20 protein-coding genes are annotated in these 21,326 nt (G+C 36.3%); 6 read left to right on the forward strand and 14 right to left on the reverse strand.

The window, feature by feature from the left end; all coding sequences use genetic code 11:
- Nucleotides 1–235 precede the first annotated feature (235 nt).
- Both tnpC and DWX59_RS29485 read left to right on the forward strand, forming a co-directional pair.
- Complete coding sequence (tnpC, locus tag DWX59_RS25485) at nt 236–1,630, forward strand: IS66 family transposase (protein WP_235845182.1); 1,395 nt, start codon at nt 236–238, stop codon at nt 1,628–1,630.
- 100 nt (nt 1,631–1,730) lie between these two features.
- Complete coding sequence (locus DWX59_RS29485; protein ID WP_235845183.1) at nt 1,731–1,889, forward strand: transposase domain-containing protein; 159 nt, start codon at nt 1,731–1,733, stop codon at nt 1,887–1,889.
- 76 nt (nt 1,890–1,965) lie between these two features.
- Here DWX59_RS29485 and DWX59_RS25490 read toward each other — a convergent pair whose 3' ends face one another.
- Nucleotides 1,966–2,940: a glycosyltransferase gene (locus DWX59_RS25490; protein WP_117562975.1), complete on the reverse strand. Its 975-nt coding sequence runs from the start codon at nt 2,938–2,940 to the stop codon at nt 1,966–1,968.
- 603 nt (nt 2,941–3,543) lie between these two features.
- Entirely contained in the window at nt 3,544–6,630 is a 3,087-nt protein-coding gene (locus DWX59_RS25495) for a polysaccharide pyruvyl transferase family protein (RefSeq protein ID WP_207660467.1), read from the reverse strand.
- A 111-nt stretch (nt 6,631–6,741) separates the two neighbouring features.
- Here DWX59_RS25495 and DWX59_RS25500 point away from each other — a divergent pair, with 111 nt between their 5' ends.
- The 4 genes from DWX59_RS25500 (at nt 6,742) to DWX59_RS25510 (ending at nt 7,869) form a co-directional block, all read left to right on the forward strand.
- Nucleotides 6,742–7,137 carry a COG3415 family protein gene (locus DWX59_RS25500; protein ID WP_117562977.1) on the forward strand — a complete coding sequence of 132 codons (396 nt, stop codon included), beginning with the start codon at nt 6,742–6,744 and terminating at the stop codon, nt 7,135–7,137.
- A gap of 108 nt (nt 7,138–7,245) precedes the next feature.
- On the forward strand, nt 7,246–7,470 hold the full coding sequence (locus DWX59_RS25505; RefSeq protein WP_117562978.1) for a hypothetical protein: 225 nt from the start codon (nt 7,246–7,248) through the stop codon (nt 7,468–7,470).
- Nucleotides 7,471–7,512: 42 nt separating this feature from the next.
- Nucleotides 7,513–7,641: a hypothetical protein gene (locus tag DWX59_RS29715; protein WP_268878126.1), complete on the forward strand. Its 129-nt coding sequence runs from the start codon at nt 7,513–7,515 to the stop codon at nt 7,639–7,641.
- Nucleotides 7,642–7,677: 36 nt separating this feature from the next.
- Complete coding sequence (locus tag DWX59_RS25510; RefSeq protein WP_147325863.1) at nt 7,678–7,869, forward strand: hypothetical protein; 192 nt, start codon at nt 7,678–7,680, stop codon at nt 7,867–7,869.
- 103 nt (nt 7,870–7,972) lie between these two features.
- On the opposite strand, the gene DWX59_RS25515 is transcribed toward DWX59_RS25510, so the two are convergent.
- The 12 genes from DWX59_RS25515 to DWX59_RS25570 all read right to left on the reverse strand — a co-directional run bounded on the left by DWX59_RS25515 (nt 7,973) and on the right by DWX59_RS25570 (nt 20,622).
- Complete coding sequence (locus tag DWX59_RS25515) at nt 7,973–10,075, reverse strand: glycosyltransferase (RefSeq protein WP_117562980.1); 2,103 nt, start codon at nt 10,073–10,075, stop codon at nt 7,973–7,975.
- A gap of 9 nt (nt 10,076–10,084) precedes the next feature.
- A complete protein-coding gene (locus tag DWX59_RS25520) occupies nt 10,085–10,528 on the reverse strand; it encodes a hypothetical protein (protein WP_117562981.1) in 444 nt (147 codons plus the stop codon).
- A gap of 142 nt (nt 10,529–10,670) precedes the next feature.
- Complete coding sequence (locus DWX59_RS25525) at nt 10,671–11,042, reverse strand: hypothetical protein (RefSeq protein WP_117562982.1); 372 nt, start codon at nt 11,040–11,042, stop codon at nt 10,671–10,673.
- Nucleotides 11,039–11,629 (reverse strand): SIS domain-containing protein, encoded by a 591-nt coding sequence (locus DWX59_RS25530; RefSeq protein WP_117562983.1) that lies wholly within the window; start codon nt 11,627–11,629, stop codon nt 11,039–11,041. The genes DWX59_RS25525 and DWX59_RS25530 overlap by 4 nt, the downstream gene beginning before the upstream one ends.
- Nucleotides 11,630–11,653: 24 nt before the next feature.
- On the reverse strand, nt 11,654–13,159 hold the full coding sequence (locus DWX59_RS25535) for a nucleotidyltransferase family protein (protein WP_235845184.1): 1,506 nt from the start codon (nt 13,157–13,159) through the stop codon (nt 11,654–11,656).
- On the reverse strand, nt 13,159–14,133 hold the full coding sequence (locus tag DWX59_RS25540; RefSeq protein WP_117562985.1) for a hypothetical protein: 975 nt from the start codon (nt 14,131–14,133) through the stop codon (nt 13,159–13,161). Before DWX59_RS25540 ends, DWX59_RS25535 begins: the two co-directional genes overlap by 1 nt.
- A gap of 16 nt (nt 14,134–14,149) precedes the next feature.
- On the reverse strand, nt 14,150–14,890 hold the full coding sequence (locus DWX59_RS25545) for an ABC transporter ATP-binding protein (protein ID WP_117562986.1): 741 nt from the start codon (nt 14,888–14,890) through the stop codon (nt 14,150–14,152).
- A 13-nt stretch (nt 14,891–14,903) separates the two neighbouring features.
- Entirely contained in the window at nt 14,904–15,692 is a 789-nt protein-coding gene (locus tag DWX59_RS25550) for an ABC transporter permease (protein ID WP_117562987.1), read from the reverse strand.
- 101 nt (nt 15,693–15,793) lie between these two features.
- The gene (locus DWX59_RS25555; protein WP_117562988.1) at nt 15,794–16,915 is read right to left on the reverse strand and encodes an EpsG family protein; all 1,122 of its coding nucleotides are present in this window, start codon (nt 16,913–16,915) and stop codon (nt 15,794–15,796) included.
- Nucleotides 16,912–18,039 (reverse strand): glycosyltransferase family 4 protein, encoded by a 1,128-nt coding sequence (locus tag DWX59_RS25560; RefSeq protein ID WP_165641830.1) that lies wholly within the window; start codon nt 18,037–18,039, stop codon nt 16,912–16,914. The genes DWX59_RS25555 and DWX59_RS25560 overlap by 4 nt, the downstream gene beginning before the upstream one ends.
- Before the next feature lie 62 nt (nt 18,040–18,101).
- Complete coding sequence (locus DWX59_RS25565; RefSeq protein ID WP_117562990.1) at nt 18,102–19,253, reverse strand: glycosyltransferase family protein; 1,152 nt, start codon at nt 19,251–19,253, stop codon at nt 18,102–18,104.
- The gene (locus DWX59_RS25570) at nt 19,240–20,622 is read right to left on the reverse strand and encodes an exopolysaccharide biosynthesis polyprenyl glycosylphosphotransferase (protein WP_117562991.1); all 1,383 of its coding nucleotides are present in this window, start codon (nt 20,620–20,622) and stop codon (nt 19,240–19,242) included. The genes DWX59_RS25565 and DWX59_RS25570 overlap by 14 nt, the downstream gene beginning before the upstream one ends.
- Nucleotides 20,623–21,326 lie beyond the last annotated feature (704 nt).

The following is a 21,326-nucleotide window of genomic DNA, read 5'->3' on the forward strand; positions in this document are numbered from 1 at the left end:
GGATTTTAACAAATCCCACCCCAACTATTGACAAAGAGCCATAATTATTCAATGGATTATACGGAAAAATGCGGAAGAACCTCGCCCCACACCGGACTGGCGGCTCCGCCGCACTGTAATATTCATCCACGTCGGTTATCCACCGTCATTATGACGAACACCTTGCTGTGACGGATTCGCTTTTTTCTTCGATTTCTGGTAAAATACCAGTAACGAAACAGAGGAGCGAAGGACCATGGCATCCAGTGCAAAGGACATCCAGTTCAAGGAACTGAAGGATACGATCCCACAACTGAATACAACCATCCGTACCCAGAATGATTTGATCGTATCCCTGCAGAAGATGCTGGAAGAACGCAATGCAAAGGACGATGAAAAAGACCGGATTATTTCAGATCTGCAGGCACAGCTTGAATACTTCAAGCAGAAGCTTTTTGGCAGTTCCAGTGAACGACGCAGTGACATGCCCGGTCAGCTGAATCTTTTCTCCGTCCCTGATTCCGGGGAAGAACCAATTCCGGAACTCATTGAACCGGAGTTTATCGAAGTGAAAGCTAGCAAACAAGGGCGTAAGCCCAAAGCGGACCATGATGGGATGTTCGCAAATCTGCCAATCCATTATGAAGAGGTGGATACACTGACAGACGAAGAAAAACAGTGTCCTGCCTGTGGAACCATGATGGTTCCGATCGGCCATGAAGAAATCAGGACAGAGCTGCGTTACACCAAAGCAAAGCTGGAACGTATTGTGTACGTTGCAACCACGTATGGCTGCCCTGTCTGCAAGGATATGGAAGTCCCACAGTTTATCAAGGATGAAGGAGTTGCGGCACTAATCCCTGGAGGCTATGCCTCATCATCCCTTGTGTCACACATCATGTATGAAAAGTATGCAGATGCGCTTCCGCTGTATCGACAGGAAAAAGGATTTGAACTCCTTGGAGTCAGCATCAGCAGAACGACCATGGCGGGCTGGATCATCACCTGTTCCCGGAATTATCTGAAACCCGTGTATGACTACTTTCACCGTGAGTTACTGAAACGACATTTCCTGATGGCAGATGAAACACCCATCCAGGTCTTAAATGAACCTGGCCGGAGACCGCAGAGTAAGTCCTATGTCTGGCTGATGCGTTCCGGAGAAGACAGGCTGCCGCCCATCGTCCTGTACCATTATTCAGAGACGCGTGCCGGAGAACATGCCGCGGACTTCCTGAAAGGAACCGCGGATGGTACTTATGTCATGGTTGATGGTTACAGTGGTTATAACAAGCTGAAAAAGATCCGAAGGTGCTGTTGTTACGCCCATATCCGGAGATATCTGATTGAAGCCATTCCAACCGGCCATGATAAGGACTACAGCCATCCGGCGGTTCAAGGCGTTCTGTATTGTAACAAGCTGTTTGAGTATGTACGCAGCTATAAGGAAAAGGAACTATCTTATATTCAGGTTTACAAACGCCGCCAGAAGGATCAGAAGCCGATCGTGGAAGGTTTCATACGCTGGCTGGATGCACACACAGCACCCAGAAAAAGGAAGCCGCATGAATCGGGCAGTGACTTATATCCGAAATCGAAAAGACACGCTGATGACGTATCTCGAAGACGGACGCTGCAGTCTGAGCAATAATCCATCGGAGAATTCAATCAGACCGCTAACCTTAGGCCGCAAGAACTGGCTTTTCAGCGACAGCCAGGATGGTGCGAATGCGAGTATGGTAGTATATACCATGGTAGAGATGGCGAAAGCGCATGGGCTGCATCCATACAACTATCTGCAATACCTGCTCGACAGCCGCCCTGGCAAAGATACTACCGATACAGAATTTCAAGATCTCGCACCATGGAGTGAAAAAGCCAGGATAGAATGTAACAAAAAATCAGAGTAAAACGCTCGCAACCCTGACATCACATGTTGGTGTCAGGGTAGATGTGTTGGGATACCCTAACACTTGGCGCTTACGTTTAAACGCCTATAGGGTCCTTTTTACTAATCCATTCTCTGTATTGCACTGGATCCAGCGTCTTTCCCCGCCGGTTTTTTAAACCATCCACAATAGCCCTATTTAAAATATTCAGACGGACCTTATGATATCCTTTATATTTGGGCTTAATCGCTGCTGCAATCATTAGCTTAAATATCTTTAATGTCATAGTAGAATATGCTATAATCCTAATTATTACATTATTTTTAAATTCACGAATCAAAAAATATTTATTACGAATTGAATAATACTCCTTCCACCATGCATCCGGCGCCATATAATTATTACATAGTGGCGGATCCTGGTGTTCTATTATCGCGTCTCTAACCACATATACCCCGAATTTTCTGGATACACGATATGTATATTCAGTATCATCTCCATAAATAAACAAACTGCCGTCAGCAATCCCTACCGTCTCCACTGCTTTCCGAGAAAACAATGGACCTACAAATGCATTGGCATCTACCTGAACAACATCCTTTAACTCCTCATATTTATTCACAATCTGCCTTTCATTTAGCATCCATCCTTCCAACCTCTTGTGGTGGTAAAATTGATACTCCCTCAAATCAATGCCGTAAATAAGGGGGCATATTCCTCCCACATTTGGAAACTTTCTCTGATATTTAAGCAACTGCTCTAGGCAGTCGGGACATGGATATGCATCATCATCCATAATCCAATACCAATCTGCATCATAACAATCCCTAGCGGTTTTCATTCCTGCCTCAAACCCACCTGCTCCACCGGTATTTTCTGAAAGCCAAAGAACATCTATACAGTCATATTTGTCTGCATATTGTCTAAGGTTTTCTTTCTCTCTAAGTCCACTATTATTATCTATAACCAGTATTTTATGAACAGGTATCGTCTGCTCACGTAAAGACTGCAAACATCTAAATAATGTGCCTGTCCGATTATAGGTTACTGTAATTGCCACTATTCTTTCCATAATTACCTCAAAATGAGCCTATCACATTCAATGTTTCCTGTATGAATATCTCATGCGTCCTCATTACTTGACGTCCAACTCTAATACTATATTCAGCATAGATGATACTGATTTATACTTATAATAACATTTTTAAGCGTCCTCTGTCATCTGAACAAATTCATTATCATTCTCTCCCTTTAAACAGGAAATTTCATCTCTCACCTTTCCATAAAACACATGAATATACGCTATATGATTATTCAAATGAACATCCATCACTTATTAAATTCGATATATCTGTCATTGTATTCTCTTGAGCTTCACCCAATCCCCATATGCACTGAACCAATAATAATAAAAAGAGCCATGATTTAAAGTTTCTTCGATGTATTAAGCATATATTTCACTACCATCTTCTTCCAATGCCTCAAACAAAGAATCTGGATATTTCATAAGAATACCATAGCCACAAGTAACTAAATTACCAGCAAAATTTACTACTTTATTTTGTTCAATGACTAATTTACTTTGTAATCTTGGAACGCAATTTTATTTCTAGATTTACTCAAAAGATGTAAAAAAGCCCCTAAATCTCGAAATATACAAGTTTTTAATTTTATACTATTTTATTATTGATTTTAAGATGTTTAAAAATTTATTAATACTTTTTTTGCACCCAGAATCTAACCTAAAAAACGAAGAACCTTTCAATTTGTTTATTTCTTTTTTCATTTGTTCTATGTCGTTATTACGCATTTGCTTTGTTTGTGTTGCCAGAATATTATATTTTTTCTGCATACATTCAATTTCATGTTGCATTTGATTCAAACGATCATCTTGTGCCTTTTCCCAATCATATAATATTGGAAATTCGTCTCTCATTTGATTTAGACGCTCATCTTGTGCTGTTTGCCATTCATATAATATTTTTATATCTGTTTGTACTTGTCTTATTTCCTCCTCTATTTTATCATATTTATCATGAAAGAGCCGTTCTTGCTCCAAGACAATGTCATATAACGTATACTCCTCTTTAAAACCATTAACACCAGCCAATGATTTTTCTAACCACTGACTACTTTCTTCCCTTTTTGCTGCTAAAATATAGTTTATTTCATTATAATTAATAGGTTCTTTAAAAAAATCGTTGGATAATAAATCATTTTTATTTTCAATCATTCGATGTTCCAGTCCCAGCAATTTAAGTATAGAAAGTATTCTTGTTGCGCCTCTCCATTGCCACTTATTATAAACAACGCAGAATTGTCTCTGGAATATTAAAGCAAAGCATACCCCATGAAATGAATCTGTAATAAAGAAATCAGAGTTTGCTATTGTTGCTAACCATTCTTCATTTTTAACATTTTTCAATGTCTCTATTGACCATTGAAAATCTCCATTAGGATAACCATCTGTATCTATTACTGCCAATGCATTTCCGGAACACTTTTTTTCGGCCAATTCTTTAATCAAATCCGCTCTATCTTGAGTTGGATCTAATATATAAGCACCAACATAGTGTTCCTTTGGCAAACGAAGTTTTCCTATTCGTGCCATATTTTCGTAGAGACTTTTATCGCAAAGAAAAACGGGATCTAAAACCCATTTTGTGTCGATATCAAAAACATCTTTAGCTAAAGAAACTCCCGACTCTTCCCGCACTGAAAACTTTTGAAATCGTTTAAAAAAATATTTTGCTTTCTCACATAATTCTTTATTTCCCTCAAACTGCTCTGTTCCAAAGGAAGCAGCATAAGCGATTTTATATTTATTAGATTTCACCCAATCCAAACAAGAATAAAAATTCATATTTTCTATAAAATGAGCTCTTACTAACTGATCCGATGCTAGTACAAAACAGCCACATATATCATTCAAATCCACCATTGCATATTTATTTTTATACACAGGAGCAATATCGCATCTTTGATATGGGTTCTCCAAAAAAAGTTCTAACCTATCATCATATTTACAAAAATTACAATCAGCAGCTTTGTCAATCATTAAAACTGTAAAGCCTCTATCTGTCAAATATTGATATAAGGCATAATTAGTCAAATTATTCCCAATATTGTGATTGAACAAACATACAATTCCAATATCGTGCTCTCCAGATAAGGCTAACTTAACAGATTCGTTAAAAGTCTTCTTCTGCAGCAGTCTTAGAAAATATGAATAATTTTTATTCCTATTTCTACCTTCACCATAAAATCTGTTTCCTTTATTTAATGCCCATTCCAATGGAACATTTTCATATCTTGCAAATAATCTGCATGCTTGCGTCCAATATGTTTGTGCTTTAATATTGTTAACCAAGACAATGCTTGTCCCCATATTGTCATTCCATGAAGAATCATGCATATCAATTCCCCAGAAATCACCAATTGTAAAATCCCCCTGCCTAGGAAAGTCAGCATATCTACAATTTTCGCATGTATCATTTCTTCCCAGAATATTCTGGAAGGCTTGTTGGTACCAATCTTTCTCATAAGATGGAAACAATACATCTCCACTTTTTAGTTCTACTCTATATCCAGTGGAAGACCATCCTTGTTTTTTATCTCTAAATATAATATTACTTACATTATCAATTCCATAATTTTCATCTAAGTAATTTCTAAATAAAACATTTGACGGTGCATAAAAACAGAGAAGATCAATGGTTAATAGCTTATCATTCAAATAGCTTTCGCCCAAATACGACTTTAGTCCAGCCACCTGGCATGGTAATCCAAAAAAGGCTACCTGTATATTTTGTTCTAATAACGCCTTAATCTGGCTATACGACTTCTTTATATTACTTTGTACGTATTTAGAATTTCTCAATATTTCAATATCGTTTAAATTGTTAATGCCGACATATTCACAATAAAAATCCTCGCTCCACTTCGCACCAAATACCCATCCACCTTTTTCTATAATATCTTGAGCAATTATTGAAAAAAAGCCACCTGATGAAGAAATCATTCTTGTCTTTTCATCAGCCCATACTGCGTAACATTCCGGTTTAGTAAAATTATTATTTTTCTTTACTGTTACTGCCGGGCATACACCAACGCACTTATTACATTTAATACACGTGTCTCTATCTACAAATGGTTTTAAGAATCCGTTTGAATCATAGCACATTTTAATGGCATTAGATGGACAAATATTATAACATGCCCCACATCCTGTACAATTAATATTTTCTTTCAAAACAGAAGGTTCTACTTTTTCGAAACATGCTATCAGAGTCCAATTATCTGCATATGCATTGCTTCTCTTGGTCATTATAAATCCTAATTTACCAAGTTCATCTATTATATCAACAGAATAGAAACGCGATTGTTTGAATTTTTCTTTACCTTTATAGGAAACTACTATCTTTCTGTAATGTAATGACAATTGTCCTAAAAACCATGCTGGATTATTCAAACTTTCTATAATATCTGTACATACAGCAATTTCCGCATCGTAATCCGGAAACTGATACTCATTCATATCAGCTATTATATCAGTATTCCTATGGACAATTGAATAGTAATGGATAACATTAGGTAAGATGCGATTAAGCTGCCTGTCCTTAATGCTGAAATCTACAATTTTCCTATTATTATCTATAAGCCCTAATATTGCAATAATTTGTTTATACCACATTGGTTCTTCTACAGCTAAAGATAATTGACCATTTCCCTCATTAATTACTTCATAACTTTTTTTTTCCATATTTGTTTCCATCACTTTCACTTATTGCCCAAAAAGTCAAAAAGGTACTAGTAGTGTAAAAAGTTTGTAATACCCAAAATAAAGTGGTAAGATAAGCTTGAGGTGATTAATATGCGTCCAAGAAAATATCATGTTACTTTAACGCAGGAAGAATATAATGAGTTATTACATCTTGTAAAAAAGGGAACCACTCAAGCTCACAAAATCACACATGCCCAGGTCCTTCTGAAACTGGACGAATCCTTTAATGAGAAGCCATGGAACGTTGAAGACATCTCGGATGCCTATCACATCTCTACCCATGCTATCTGTGACATTGCCGCCCGTTTCGTAGATGGCGGACTTGCCCATGCACTTGAGCGCAAAAAGCAGATGAACCGTCATCATAAGATTACCGGGGATATCCAGGCCCCGATTATTGCGGTTGCCTGCTCGGATGCCCCCAGGGGCGGGACCGTTGGACCCTGCAGCTCATTGCCGACCATCTGGTGGAACTGGGGGTTGTAGATTCCTTATCCGCCACCGCGGTAGGCACTACATTAAAAAAACGAACTTAAGCCCTGGCTTCATGAAGAATGGTGCATCCCAAAACCCGGAGCGGAATTCGTAGCGGATATGGAAGATGTACTTCAGGTATACGAACGCGCCTATGATGCTTCCAATCCGGTTGTCTGCCTGGATGAAACAAGCAGGCAGTTGATAAAAGAGACACGTCTCTCCCTCCCGCCCCGCCCGGGAACAACCGCAAAGATAGACCATGAATACTGGCGGTGTGGAGTAGCCAATCTGTTTATGATGTTTGAGCCCTTAACCGGACAGCGTCATGTTGCAGTAAGCTAGACACGCACCCGGAAGGATATTGCCCACTGCGTCAAACAGCTGGTGGACGAATACTACCCCAACAGCAGTAAGGTGGTGCTTGTCATGGACCATCTGAATACGCATGCCATATCGTCCCTTTATGAGGCATATGAACCAGAGGAAGCGCTGCGCCTGTCAAAACGCCTGTAAATCCACTATACCCACAAACATGGAAGCTGGATGGATATGGCAGAGATAGAAATCGGGATTATGAACCGTCAGTGCCTTGGCAGCTATACATCCAGTAAGGAGGAGATGGAGCATAAAGTGTCATGCTGGTGTCAAAAGAGGAATGCCCAGAAGGCGACGGTAAACTGGCAGTTTACCACTAAGGATGCAAGGATTAAGCTAAAATCACTTTATCCAGTTATTGAATAAACAAACTTTTTGTACTACTAGACTCTTATAATAAAAACACAATGCATAATAAAACAATAGAAAGCTAAACAGATATAAATGTCGCCGTTTAAGTTATAACATATTATATTGCTTTACATATCTCTTCTATTATCTCATCACTATTTACCTGTGATATAAGAAATTCTAATGCCCCAGATGTCAACCCCATGTCATTTAAACTAAGGTAATCCATAGCAACTCCATCCGGCCAAAACATTGAATGTTCTGTATAAAAAACTACCTTCTTGCATTTTGATGAAGAAATAATATCGCTTAAGCCGCTTCTTATACCTATGTATGCTCCTGCTTTATCTAAAAATTGAATTATAGAGGAATAGGGAATAAAAATGCCTTCAGTACCAACTACCGGAATCTCATCTTTACCACAATTGGTACATATAGTATATCCCTTCTTTTGTAACCTATCCACTATGTTCTCCCAAAAATTGGCCGGGAAACTGTCTACACAAGTAGCATACGGTGCTAAAAGAACAGTTTTTCCACATTTCAAATTATATCTTTTAAATAACATTTCTATCTCATCTGCTTTATCCGCAAGACAAGGTCCAATCAATTTGGCTTCTTCAGGAAGATTCATACCCTTAAATCTATAAAAATCCATCATATTCCATCCGTGCCGTCCTTGAATAGCCCAGGTAATCTGCAAATAATCTGACATATTATCAAAATGGCAGAAATAATAAAAATCAATATTCTCTTTACCAACAAAAGTACGAAGTTTTCTCAATCGTTCGTGTGTTGACATATCAATCTGGAGAATATGTCCTTCATATAATTGTGGAAATAAAGATTCTGCGACTTTTTTTTCATTATTTCCTACCACTAAAAAACAATAATCTTTTAGTTCATTCCTATCAATCCATTCCTTGAGTAAAAGTGAAACTTGGTATATATCACCGGTTCCCAATGCTGCACAGGATACTAAAACAGTTTTTTCTCCAACTTGTTTTTTTATTTTTTTGTAGTCTGAATACCCTTTAAAAATATATTTGTAATAAAAATATATCATTCTACAGAATGTCGAATGTTCTTTCCAGTATTCCCATTTTATTATCCTGCAAATACTCTTCTTAAGCCATCTATTTATCCGTTTAACTGTTTTTCTTAATCCAAAGCACTCATAATATTCTTTTAGGGAATGAATTCTGTTTGGAATATAGTATATTTTTCTTCCAACTTTATATTCTTTATGTTCAAAGACTTGGCTTGTGTCAATAGAACTCAATGAATACTCTAAAAATTCAATAAAATTCTCTCCTAAAAAATTATTAACATTTTTGATATACTCTTCATAAGTCTTTCTATCATATCGTATTGTCATCGCACTGTCATATAATAAAGAACAATAGCGCTTAAGATATTCATATGTATATTCAGGAAATAATTCTAACTTTCTCCAATATCCCTCAATTATCTGAGCCATTCTTAAATTTTGATTAGCTCGTTTAACATATTGCCTCACAATTTTATCTGTCGCACTACTCGGCCTATTCCTTTGATAATGATATAATTTATTTGGAATATAAGAGATTGTCTGTGCTAAGGGATAGATATAAAACAAAAAGGCCTCATCTTCCCCTAATGCCAACGATTCCTCATATTTTATATCATTTAATACAATAAGTTCTTTCTTATAAACTTTATTCCATATTAATGGATAACTCCCCGTCTCATACATTAAAGCATTAATACTTTTTCCTTCATAAAAGGCTTTTCTAGTATTTAAATTTTGCTTAAAATAAATAAATGCATTATCCAAATACTCATCTTCTTCATTCCAATCTTTACTCATAAAAACATTACCGCCAAAAACAATTATATCACTTGCATTTTTTTTGATTTCCTCAGAAAGTATGCTACATGCATCTTTATCAATCCAATCGTCTGAATCAATAAACCAGATATAATCACCCTTAGCCAATTCTATTCCCTTATTTCGAGTATATGACACACCATGGTTCTCATGGCTATAGCATTTTACTCTGGAATCCTTTTTCTCATAGGATTTCACTACATTTAAGCTATCGTCCTTAGAACCATCGTTTATACATATAACTTCAAAATCATTATATGTCTGAGCTAATATACTATCCAAACATAATGGAATATCTTTCTCGACATTATATATAGGTACTATAATAGAAAATAAAACATTATTGTTCATCTCATACTCCTAATCATCAATTCCATATACTCCACTTAAAAAGAGTTCCTTTTCTGTAGTTCCATTTTTTCCTATCATAGTTTCTCCAGCTCTTACGCTAGGTTGATAGATAGAAGCCACAACAATATTGTAATAAAACGGAAACAATGAGTATAATTTGACAATATTCTCTATCTGTTTATCCGGACAATATATAACATCAATGATATATTCATTTTTTTCTATTTTCACAGACTCACTCTTCGTGACTACAAAAACAGCATTTGATTGGTGCCGACTATCTAACAAAGCTTTAATATAATCTCGGGCATATGCTGTACAATTACCATTGTCCCCTGGGCAAAAAACGAACATTGTTTGAGGTGTGATTACACCCTTTCTCTTAATATTTTTCCAACATTTCCATCCTGCCACACATTGGCAGAAATCTTTTAATAATTTTAATTTTTTCATTTTTCTTTTCCATTCATATAATAGATAAACTATATCTTTATCTGTATTATATTTCTTATTAAAAGTATCCCGATTTTTCTAGCCAAATTAACTATATAAAAAACAATGGAGTTTTTTATATAATGCTTCTAATTCCTTATATCTATAAAGCATTCAAGATATCTATTCTGATACCCACGGCTTCATCTCTTGCTTTATTTACAGACATCCCCATTTTCAATCCTGATGGTTTATCATCATTAATTACAATCCGCTCACCAACCGGCATATTATAAAGTATTAAATCATACCTCAAGCCATTTTCGTCAAGAAATTTCTCTGTCAGCAATTTATAATCTTGTTTCCTTGCTGTTAAAATAAGAACATAATCTTCATCTGGAATCTGCGCAAAAAAATCTCTAACCCCAGGCAGCAGTCTATCCTTTCCATAAATCTTATAACCATTATGCTCCACAAGAGTCCCATCCAAATCTAAAATCCACGTATGCGGCAATGAAGATAAAGTCAGGTTCATAACATTTCTCCTCTCAACTTAGCGCCAATTCCACCACCTGGATGATTTACTTTGAAATCATCTAATGTAACCCCTCTATTTTTACATATCTGCATTGCTAAACCCTGCAATAGTATTAGGTACACTGTGGTTGAATTATTGGGGACAATATCCCATTCATCACCCTCATTTTTAAGTTCCAATATAATGTGTTCTTTCAGAATTGATATTAATTTAGACTCCTCATTAAAACTTAACAGCCACGTTTCCGTTCCTCGTTCCTGAAGATAATGGGCAAGCATTATCGACTCTTCTGTATTTCCGCTTTTAGAAAGCAACAAGACAATATCATCTTTTTCCACCATTCCTAAATCTCCATGCACCGCTGTATTTGTATGCAAAAATCTGGCATCCATCCCCAGCGAGTTCATAGTTCCAACAAATTTCTCGCATATAGGCACATTTTTTCCCAATCCGCTCGCCACAATCTTGCCACCATTATTAATGCACTCACTACAATGGTCTACTAAACGTCTAAATTGATTTTCATCCAAAGAATTTAGTGATTCTTTAACTGTTGCCATAATTTCATTAAAATATTTAATCATTTTCCATCTTCTCCTTTAACAGATTCACAATACTTCTTCAAGTAAATACGTCCCATTATAGAACGCTCCACAAATGGAATCATAGTCCTCCCAAGCATATGTAGTTAAGGACAGCCAGATAATTGCGTGTAAAAATTTTATTTTCATCGGATTACAGTCTTTAATTCTACTCAAAAAATAATCTCCTAAATCCTTCCATCCATTAGTGCTAATATTTAAAATTATTTCATTTTCTTTTATCAGAAGTTCAAAATGCTTATTATTAAATTGATCATAATCCCCATTGATAGAATAGTACACCTTGGCCCAGTCATAATATTCATCACCGTATAATTCCTGAAAACCAAAGTATCCTCTGGGGTCCAAAAAAATAATGTTTAAATCTGAATCTACCATAGTATTAGAGAATGTACAGTCTCCATGAATCAATGCGAATTCATTTGTATCGCATAGTAGTTCTTTCACTTTCTTTCTGAAATTCTCCTTATAAAAATACGGGTTTCTGCAGTTCCTTCCGTTAATGCGGATATATCGTTGGTTTGCAAACGGAATAAGATCACGCACACTTTCCAATCGCTTGATTGTTTTATGATAATATGCCTCCATTATACTGAATATATCTGCCGGCACCCGCTTTAAATCATGCAGTCTTTCAAGGGAAGATACCAGATTATCAATAACAACCTGCTTCTGCTCCAGTGTCAAATCTGTTATAAAAATATTTTTTCCATCTATCTTTTCCATTGTCAACGGTTCAAACTCATAGAGCTTGGGAATTTGCTCAAATTTATACTTTTGCACTTCACGATACCAGTTCACTTCACGTATTGCCAACTTCCGCCCTTGCTCATCAATTGGTCTTTTTACAATTATATTACCCTTAATTTCCATGCTATTGAATGGACGGCAGCGGTACTCATCGTTTTCTGTTTCCTGAAGAGCTATCATGGTTCCTACTTCCCTGGTACCATAAAGTCCAATTTCTTTAAATGTCCTTGCATTTTCCTCCATCCACCGAACAAGTTCACCCTCTTGAGGGATACCCACCAATTGTTCTTTATCTTTAAACACAAACATACCAGCCACACCATGTTCATAAGAAGGCTGCTCTACAAACCGACCTTCTTTATACGACCATCTGCACTCAAAGTCTTTTGATATTCCTATGTAATTTTCTTCGCTCAATCCGTTAATATCCGTATCAGTCCCCAGAATCAAATCCGACCATATCAGCATAAACGGAAAACCATCCGGAATATATTTCAGTGCTTCGCCAATACCGGCACATGTCCCTGTCCCTTTTGCCTTTACTGTCACATACTTTACTTTGCAAAAGGACTCCAAGTATTCCTCTAGAACTTCATGCTTATAATCGCCTATAATAATGAATTTTTTCTGTGGGTATTTATTAAACAAATGAAATATTATTGGCAGATTATTAACTGGCACAATACCCTTTGGCTTATTCTGCGTTAATCTTTTTAATCGTGTTCCTTTACCGCCTGCCTGAATTATTACATATTCTACCATTATATTCCTCTCCCTTGCTCCACGTAATTTATTATATATGTTAAATCATCATTTTCATTTTTTAGCTGATACTCTATGACATCCGCCCTTACATCCTCTAATGCTGCCAGTTTAAAAAAGTTCATATAAAGATTGTCGGATGGATACAATGCAATAAGCCTACACTTTGCATAACACAGCAAATCCAGCAACCCGCTCCTCAGTCCTATTACATAACCACAATATTCTGCTACCATAGCTACATCACCTATATTGCAGAGTAAGGGCAAACTTCCTTCTGCTATTGGTTGATTAACATCTGTAATATTTGTCATAACCTGGAAACCATTATTTAAAAAAAATTGGGCAAGTCTATCAAAAAGAGAAAACGAAATTCTATTCGTAACTGATGCATATGGCGCTAAAATGATGGTGCATCCTTTCTTTACCTTCATGTTTCCTAAAACTTCCGATATATCAGCAACTTTATAAATCGGAACATCAAATGCCACATTTTCTTCCAACCCCAATTCACCATACCTAATGCAATCTTTTAATGACAACATAGGGAAACGCGCTGGATACAAAAAGAACTCATCAACAAATGCATTTTCCGGATTAATAATAGTAATATTTTTAATTTTTTTTAATACATGGATGCCAAAATTAGTTTTTCCCGAATCCAAAATCAGTCTTAATCCCTTTCCATGTATAATCATTACATAATCCAAAGTTTGTTTAAAGCATTCTGTAAGAGGCTCCATTCCTTTAGTTGTAACGAATGTCATATGTTTAATGTTATTTTTTTCTTTGTACGCCTTAAGATACCCTAAAGATATTAATGTATCACCAATATGATCACATACAACCACATAATGTGTATACTTATTTCTAAAGTTATATATGATATAAAAAATTGATAGAGGAACTCTAATTAATGAAATATATAAATTGCGTATTATAACTACTATTGTTTTTTTTAATAGGTTAAGCATACACACTCCTTTAATGTCAAAAGCTCTCCATATACCTCTGACTTACTTCCATCACATCGCCACTCATTTTTACATTCCCCTTATCTATCCACAGTGCTTTCGTACATAAATTTCTAACAGACTCAATTGAATGAGAAACATATAGTAAAGTCGTTCCCTGATTAAGCATACTTTGCATACGTGTCTCACATTTCTGCTGGAAAGCATAGTCCCCTACAGCCAAAACTTCATCTACAATTAATATATCTGGTTGTACTACTGTCGCAATAGAAAATCCTAATCTAGCCGCCATTCCCGATGAATAATTTTTTATAGGCATATCCAGGAAATCCCATAATTCTGCAAAGTCTACAATCTCATTAAACTTCTCTTTCATAAAACGTTCACTGTGCCCCAGCACCGCACCATTAAGAAAAATGTTCTCTCTGGCAGTTAATTCCCCATCAAATCCAGCCCCCAACTCAATTAGCGGCGCAATCGTTCCTTTAATCTCCACAGTTCCCTTATATGGCTTTAAGATACCACATATAAGTTTTAACAATGTTGACTTTCCTGAACCATTTGTTCCAATAATCCCCCAGGCCTCTCCTTTTTTCACCTGTAGGTTTACCTGCTTCAAGGCCAAAAATTCTTGAAACATAAGTTGACCTCTCATAAGCTTAATAAAATATTCCTTAAGATTATCCAAACGTTCTGTGGACATATTAAATCTAACTGTAACATCCGAAACATCTATTACATATTCATTATTCTCCATGTTTAGTCTCCAACTATATATACAATATAAATTTATTCTGTGCCCTCAAAAAAGACCATGTACCCACCAACATCCAAAATACACCTGTAACAAAGCCAATTATAACCATCTTTGCGTCAGGCATCTGTCCGTCTAATACAATCAAACGAAACTGGTGGATGTACCCATACATTGGATTAAACATCATAACAGATTTTTGCAACCATTCCGGAAGCATAGTCACTGGATAAAAAAGAGGAGTAAGATACATCCATGCCATTGTAAACGCACTGTAGAGATGCCGTATATCCCGGAAAAATACTGTACTCTGTGCTAAAAATAAGCCCAGTCCCAAACTGAACAAATATACTTGCAGAATAATAACTGGTATAAACATCATAAACCAATTCCAATTGACCTTGCAAGCAATAAAAACAAGCAACATGGCTCCCAATGAAAAAATCATATTTACCAAAGAACTTGTTACACGAGCCATTGTAAATATATATTTAGGCACATACGTCTTCTTTAGTAATGCCGAATTCTCAGTAATAGATCCCAGGGCCATGTTGGTGGCTTCTACCATAAAATTAAACAAGGTCTGTCCAATTATTAAATAAACCGGAAAATTTTGTATATCCCCTCTAAAAATATTAGAAAAAACAGCCACCATAATAACCATTGTCAAAAGTGGATTTAAAATACTCCACAGATAGCCCAAGAAACTTCTTCTATATTTTAATTTGATATCTTTCTCAACTAACTGTTTAAGCAGATGCCTGTAACAATAAAACCCGTTGAGGCGCGCCATTATTATGCTCATCAATTTTCCTCCAAAACCACTTAAATCTCAATCAGTATAACATCTTCACATAGCTTTTGCAACTAAACTACTATGTGGGATTCTATGTAAAACTGTATTTTTTATCCTACCATTCCAAATATTGTAGAAAATGGCACATACGCATCATAACTGCCCACATAAACCATCAGCCTAGACAAAGAGTAGATTCCATATATCCCAAATATAACCTTTGATTTCCAATTACTACTATTGTTTCTAAATAGATATCCAAATTGGTACAAACTCACCATACAGTATGGAGTTGCAAATCTGGCATAGACATTACTGGTAAACAAAGCTCCTATTGTAATTGCAAATCCAAATGAATACAAATTAAGACATCCCAGAAAATCATCATCTCCCCGATATCTATTATAGAGGATAAACATAACCCCCACAATAAGAACCGAATTTGCCATTCTTTTTAGTATCATAAACAATATGCTATAGTTGGCTCCATATGCACTATTTCCTTCATTAAGATATTCCCAAATACGGTACCCCAATTCTCCTCCCACTATCTGGCTTATCATCAAAAACATTGGCTTAATCATAAATGCTGCAAATACTGTAAATGTTACAAGCATCACTAGAATCCATCTTCTGCTTAACGAAATATGATAAATCGGATAGGCCAATGTCCACGCCAGTGCTGCTTTATGGAACATTATAGCAGCAAAAAGACAAACCAAAAAGCCTACCCAGCTTTTCTTTCTTATATATATAATGCTATAGAGACAGATTACAGAGGCTATGGTCTGACGCACTACAAATACTCCCCACAGTCCCATAGCCCATGTTCCAAACATAAACAAAAAAATATACCTTTGTTCTTTATCACTTTCCATCTTCCAGATAAACAACGCAAATAACCCATTCACCAAAAGTCCCTGAACAAAAAGAAAAACAGTAAAGTTTCCTCCGCTCACACGATTTGTCAGAATCAAAAGAAGGTTAAATAATGGTTCTGTATCAAATTTTTCAAATCCGCCATGAAAGACCATCCCCCATTGCATATTATCATACATTCTTTTATAATTAAAGAAATCTCCTGGACCTCCCCAACGTATAGCTGATATGCATGTAATAAGTAGCACAATAATAACAAGAAATTTTCTTTGCGCCTTCCTACCAGGCTTTCCAAATACCTCCCATCCAGATAATACTAGTAGAAGAAGAAAAACAAATACATAAATCATCATACGCCTATCTTCTCACTTTCATACAATCGTTTTAATACCTGTTTACTTCTCTCCCATCCAAAATTCGTTTTAGCATACTCCTGTCCATTCCTACACAAATCGAAGTAATCCTTATCTCCCATATTAATGACATCCACTATTGCCTGAACAAACTCTGACTCCGTTTTTGCCAACAGAAGGACACTACCTTCCTCATCAATTCCTTCCGCTCCTATGTCTGTTGTCACCACCGGTGTCCCAAGAGCTATGCTACGTAAAACCTTCAGCTTAATTCCCGCTCCTAATGTTAACGGAAATACAGCAATACCGGACTTCAACACATACTCATCCACATCTTCAACAAATCCAGTAATATGAACCGTATCACCTTCCATCTGTCTCAATTCAAGAGGTGGATTATTCCCAACAATATAAATATTCACCGGATAACCTGCATCTTCTAGCTTTTCTCCCAAACGAACCAAGCTCATTGCGGCAACAGCATTTTCCTCCCTTCCCATTTGTCCTAAAAAGCAAAGCGTGTTCCGCTCTTTTTCATGGTATTCCGGCTCTTCCATCATTTCATCTTCAATTCCAAAATATGGGTTAAGCACTTGAATACCAGTTAACCCATACTGATTTTCCAAAAGTAGCTTGTCTTTGAAGCTAAAGGTCATAACTGCATCCGAACGCTGGCAGTAAATCTTTTCATAATGATATAATCTACGTAACTGATAAAATAAATACCTTTTTTTCCATCCTTGTTCCTGCTTAACCTTGCGTTCATAAGATTGTGTCGTTACATCGTGCTCTGTCATATAGTATCGTAGCCTCGGAAATAGGTGGCATATCCACTGATATTGTGCCATTGCTGCATACTCGCTATGAATAACGTCGATATGATAATGCCATACACACCAAATTAACTTCACACCAAATCTTAATGAAGACCTGGCTGCAAAATAGGACGGTAGCCACGGTTCAAGCAAAACATGTAGTACCTTGCTCCAATTATACAACTTTACGAAATGATATCGGGCGTCCCTTTTCAATTTAGTTGCAAGTTTCTCATCAAAATCCGATGCAATAAACGTCAAAACATATACCTGATTCCATTCTCTTAATGTTTCAATCTGACGCCCCATGCAGACACCACCTGCATGATTCGTATCCAAGGAGGGGAGATATGGGGAGATATGCAATATATTCATTGTTCCTTTCCTCTCTGTATATCCAACTGACTCCAGACGATTTCCATCTGCTTATAAAAGGCTGAAACGGAAAAATTCTTCTCATATATATCCCTAATATGAGTACGCGACTTTACCAACTCTTCAGACAGATAAATGATTTCATTTATTTGGCTTTCATTCATCATTTTAGAGCAATTATATCCTACCCTTTCATTTTCCACCAAATTCCACGTATCTCCTTGAATTGTATTAAGAATCGGCAGTCCAAACGCAAGGTATTCCACCGACTTCATCGTCAGCCCGACACATACCTGAGACTTCATTATATTTAGCCCCCAGTGACACTGTTGGATAATTCTACACTTTACATCCTCATCATAAATAGCTCCTTCATCCTTTACTTCAATGCCTGCATTAACCAATTCTTCTATAAAATATGTTCTATTTTCTCCCTCTCCAATCAAATGAAATATTATCTTCTTTTTACGGTTTAAACGCCCAACGAGATCAACGATTGTTTCTCTATCAATAATGTGATTAACTGCGCCCAAATAACAGATATGAATACTATTTAAATCCGGAATGCATGTCCACTCCGGCCTGCAAATCTCCTTGGGCCAATATACAGTTTTGGGCCTATAACCTAATCTCCGTTCTAAGAGACTTGCAAATAACTTGCATTCTGTTATTACAGCATCAGCAAATTTCAGATTGTCATCCCGCAAATTCCTCCATACCGAAAAAGGCCAGCATGTCTTTCCAAATCGAAAAGGCAAAGACTCTGGCCACATATCCAAAATATCATAAATAAGCATTCCACTGTATTTCCTTTTATACCGAGAACAAAACTTTGCGAGAGAATTAGCAGGAATAAGTACATACAATAATACCGGTGCCTCCTTCTCCGCCCTATGAAATGCTTTTTTTGCAAAATCATGCAAAGAATATATTCTCCGTAAAGAAAGATTTTTTTTATAGGCTATCATTGGAAGATACTCATGATTATTTTTTCTAGAATACCTTTCTTGTTTTGTATGGTGATCATATCCAGGTTCTAAAACCAGTACATCGTATCCTTTGAAAAAAAGAAACTCCTCAATGGCATTAACTCTACTTTCATATGTAGATGAACTTGTTATGATTACCGCTTTATTATTTTGTACCATTCTTTTCTTCCTCTGGAATATCTAAGGTTGCACATTGTTCTTCTGTAAACCCTTCCGTGCTATCTTTCATAAATAAAATCTTAACTGTCAGAAAAATAATTTCAACATCCATAAGCCATGAATAATTCTGTATATACATTAAATCCAATTTCAGTTTATCATACGGTGTTGTGTTATATTTACCATGGACCTGAGCATATCCCGTCAACCCACTCTTCACCTTTAAACGATATTTAAATTCAGGTATATCTTTCACATAGGCATCCGTAAGCTTAACGCTTTCCGCTCTTGGACCTATCAGACTCATCTCTCCCTTTAAAATATTAAAAAACTGCGGCATTTCATCAATTCTTAACTGGCGTATCACCCTTCCAACCGGAGTAACCCTGGGATCATCATCCATAGTGGGTACATACTTGATGGAATCGGAGTTAATCTTCATGCTACGAAATTTGTAAATCATAAACTTCTTCTCATTTTTTGTATACCGTTCCTGCAAAAAAAGGATAGGACCACCATCATAAACTTTTATTGCAATTGCTGTCAAAATCATAATTGGAGAAAATAAAAGAAGTAAAATCAAGGTCAATATAATATCTACAGTACGTTTACAAAATCTCTGTTCAAAGGTAAAGCCGTTATTTCTGGATAACAGCAACGGACTATCAATTAAATGCGACTCCTCGGCACTTCTCACAATTATATCTGATAGTTTCGGTGTAACATAAACCCGTATCGCTTGAGCATAACAGTACTTTAAGAGTTTATTACGAACTTCCGAAGGAAGGTCACATAAAATAACAGCTTCACAATCTCCTATTAAACTGATGATTGCATCAAAGCCCTTCCTATAATCCACTTTTTGAGAGATAATAAAACGGTCATTTCTTGTATTTGCCTTTCCCACAAAGACATCAACTGAACGTTCCCCATATACTAACAGGGTCTTTCTTGCCGGATAAAGCAGCCTATACAAACGCGTAAATACGATTCCCCAAGGCACTGATATAGCCAGTTGCACAGCTGTCATTAAAGCCAATGGCAAAATTGATGTAAAATGCTTTATAAGCAGGGTAATCTGAAGATAAATCAAAGCATTCGCAGAAATAGTAGTCAAAAAATGAGAATAAATAATATTAAAGGTCTTTAAATATCCAATCTTAAACCCGCCATACATTTTACAGAAAATAAGTAATAGGAGTCCGTAAACTGCTACAATCATCCAATTTCCGGTTCTATTATACGGAATTTCCATTTCTACATTATAATGTTTTAACCATACCGCCCAGTATATAACCATTTCACATACAATCAACGAAATAACAGATGTAAAACGGACAATACGTTTATATTGCTCAAAATTCTTCATTTATTAGGCACCTTCTACAATTCTATCCATCCTACTGATGTCTCTTTTTTCAGTACACAAAGTCCCTCAAGTCTCTGTACAAGTATATCATCCCCTTCGCATTTTATCAACTTAAGAGCAAATAAAATGATTGGTAAAAGTTTAATATTTTATTAAATAATCCATATATTGGCGATACCGCTTTTTTTAACTTATAACACTGACTTAGATGTGGTATGGGACAGCAACAAAGAAAGGTAGCCCAATCATGATTGAAATCCCATTCTTGAGCCGATACACGAACTTCCTAAACATAATCATAAAATAGACCTATGCCGTTCCAAAACAAGGCAAAGGAAATTTAACACGCATCTTCCCTGATACCCGCTTAAAAATACAGAAAGAAGCGAATTTAGTTGCGGAAATCATAAGATATAGGAATCGTTACATGAATCCGTCGGTATTATACCAAACAGAGAATGGGATAACAGATCACACACAAGCGAAGGAAGAACAAAAGCTTTAAAAGAATAAGAAAAAATAGAAAAAGCCATCTGCTATCCTTGGAATATTTCTTAGTATCATTTGATGACAACATGCAAAGCTTGTATTATACACACAGTAATCTCCAGTTAGTTCATTCGGGGTATCATAACGTTTTTTCATGGTGCAAGGCCTTCTATCCATAATTGTCAGATACGGAATCTAGCTTCATCATTGTTAAA

The organism is Enterocloster aldenensis (assembly GCF_003434055.1).
Lineage (GTDB): Bacteria > Bacillota > Clostridia > Lachnospirales > Lachnospiraceae > Enterocloster > Enterocloster aldenensis.

What these genes read in the sequence shown, in the direction of transcription:
- DWX59_RS25525 (WP_117562982.1), bottom strand. Translation starts at nt 11,042, where the DNA reads ATGAACCTGACTTTATCTTCATTGCCGCATACGTGGATTTTAGATTTG.
- DWX59_RS25570 (WP_117562991.1), bottom strand. Translation starts at nt 20,622, where the DNA reads ATGAAGAATTTTGAGCAATATAAACGTATTGTCCGTTTTACATCTGTT.
- DWX59_RS29485 (WP_235845183.1), top strand. Translation starts at nt 1,731, where the DNA reads ATGGTAGAGATGGCGAAAGCGCATGGGCTGCATCCATACAACTATCTG.
- DWX59_RS25515 (WP_117562980.1), bottom strand. Translation starts at nt 10,075, where the DNA reads ATGAACAATAATGTTTTATTTTCTATTATAGTACCTATATATAATGTC.
- DWX59_RS25510 (WP_147325863.1), top strand. Translation starts at nt 7,678, where the DNA reads ATGGCAGAGATAGAAATCGGGATTATGAACCGTCAGTGCCTTGGCAGC.
- DWX59_RS25520 (WP_117562981.1), bottom strand. Translation starts at nt 10,528, where the DNA reads ATGAAAAAATTAAAATTATTAAAAGATTTCTGCCAATGTGTGGCAGGA.
- DWX59_RS25490 (WP_117562975.1), bottom strand. Translation starts at nt 2,940, where the DNA reads ATGGAAAGAATAGTGGCAATTACAGTAACCTATAATCGGACAGGCACA.
- DWX59_RS25535 (WP_235845184.1), bottom strand. Translation starts at nt 13,159, where the DNA reads ATGGTAGAATATGTAATAATTCAGGCAGGCGGTAAAGGAACACGATTA.
- DWX59_RS25545 (WP_117562986.1), bottom strand. Translation starts at nt 14,890, where the DNA reads ATGGAGAATAATGAATATGTAATAGATGTTTCGGATGTTACAGTTAGA.
- DWX59_RS25530 (WP_117562983.1), bottom strand. Translation starts at nt 11,629, where the DNA reads ATGATTAAATATTTTAATGAAATTATGGCAACAGTTAAAGAATCACTA.
- DWX59_RS25495 (WP_207660467.1), bottom strand. Translation starts at nt 6,630, where the DNA reads ATGGAAAAAAAAAGTTATGAAGTAATTAATGAGGGAAATGGTCAATTA.
- DWX59_RS25500 (WP_117562977.1), top strand. Translation starts at nt 6,742, where the DNA reads ATGCGTCCAAGAAAATATCATGTTACTTTAACGCAGGAAGAATATAAT.
- DWX59_RS25540 (WP_117562985.1), bottom strand. Translation starts at nt 14,133, where the DNA reads ATGCTTAACCTATTAAAAAAAACAATAGTAGTTATAATACGCAATTTA.
- DWX59_RS25560 (WP_165641830.1), bottom strand. Translation starts at nt 18,039, where the DNA reads ATGGGGCGTCAGATTGAAACATTAAGAGAATGGAATCAGGTATATGTT.
- DWX59_RS25505 (WP_117562978.1), top strand. Translation starts at nt 7,246, where the DNA reads ATGGAAGATGTACTTCAGGTATACGAACGCGCCTATGATGCTTCCAAT.
- tnpC (WP_235845182.1), top strand. Translation starts at nt 236, where the DNA reads ATGGCATCCAGTGCAAAGGACATCCAGTTCAAGGAACTGAAGGATACG.
- DWX59_RS25550 (WP_117562987.1), bottom strand. Translation starts at nt 15,692, where the DNA reads ATGAGCATAATAATGGCGCGCCTCAACGGGTTTTATTGTTACAGGCAT.
- DWX59_RS25565 (WP_117562990.1), bottom strand. Translation starts at nt 19,253, where the DNA reads ATGGTACAAAATAATAAAGCGGTAATCATAACAAGTTCATCTACATAT.
- DWX59_RS25555 (WP_117562988.1), bottom strand. Translation starts at nt 16,915, where the DNA reads ATGATGATTTATGTATTTGTTTTTCTTCTTCTACTAGTATTATCTGGA.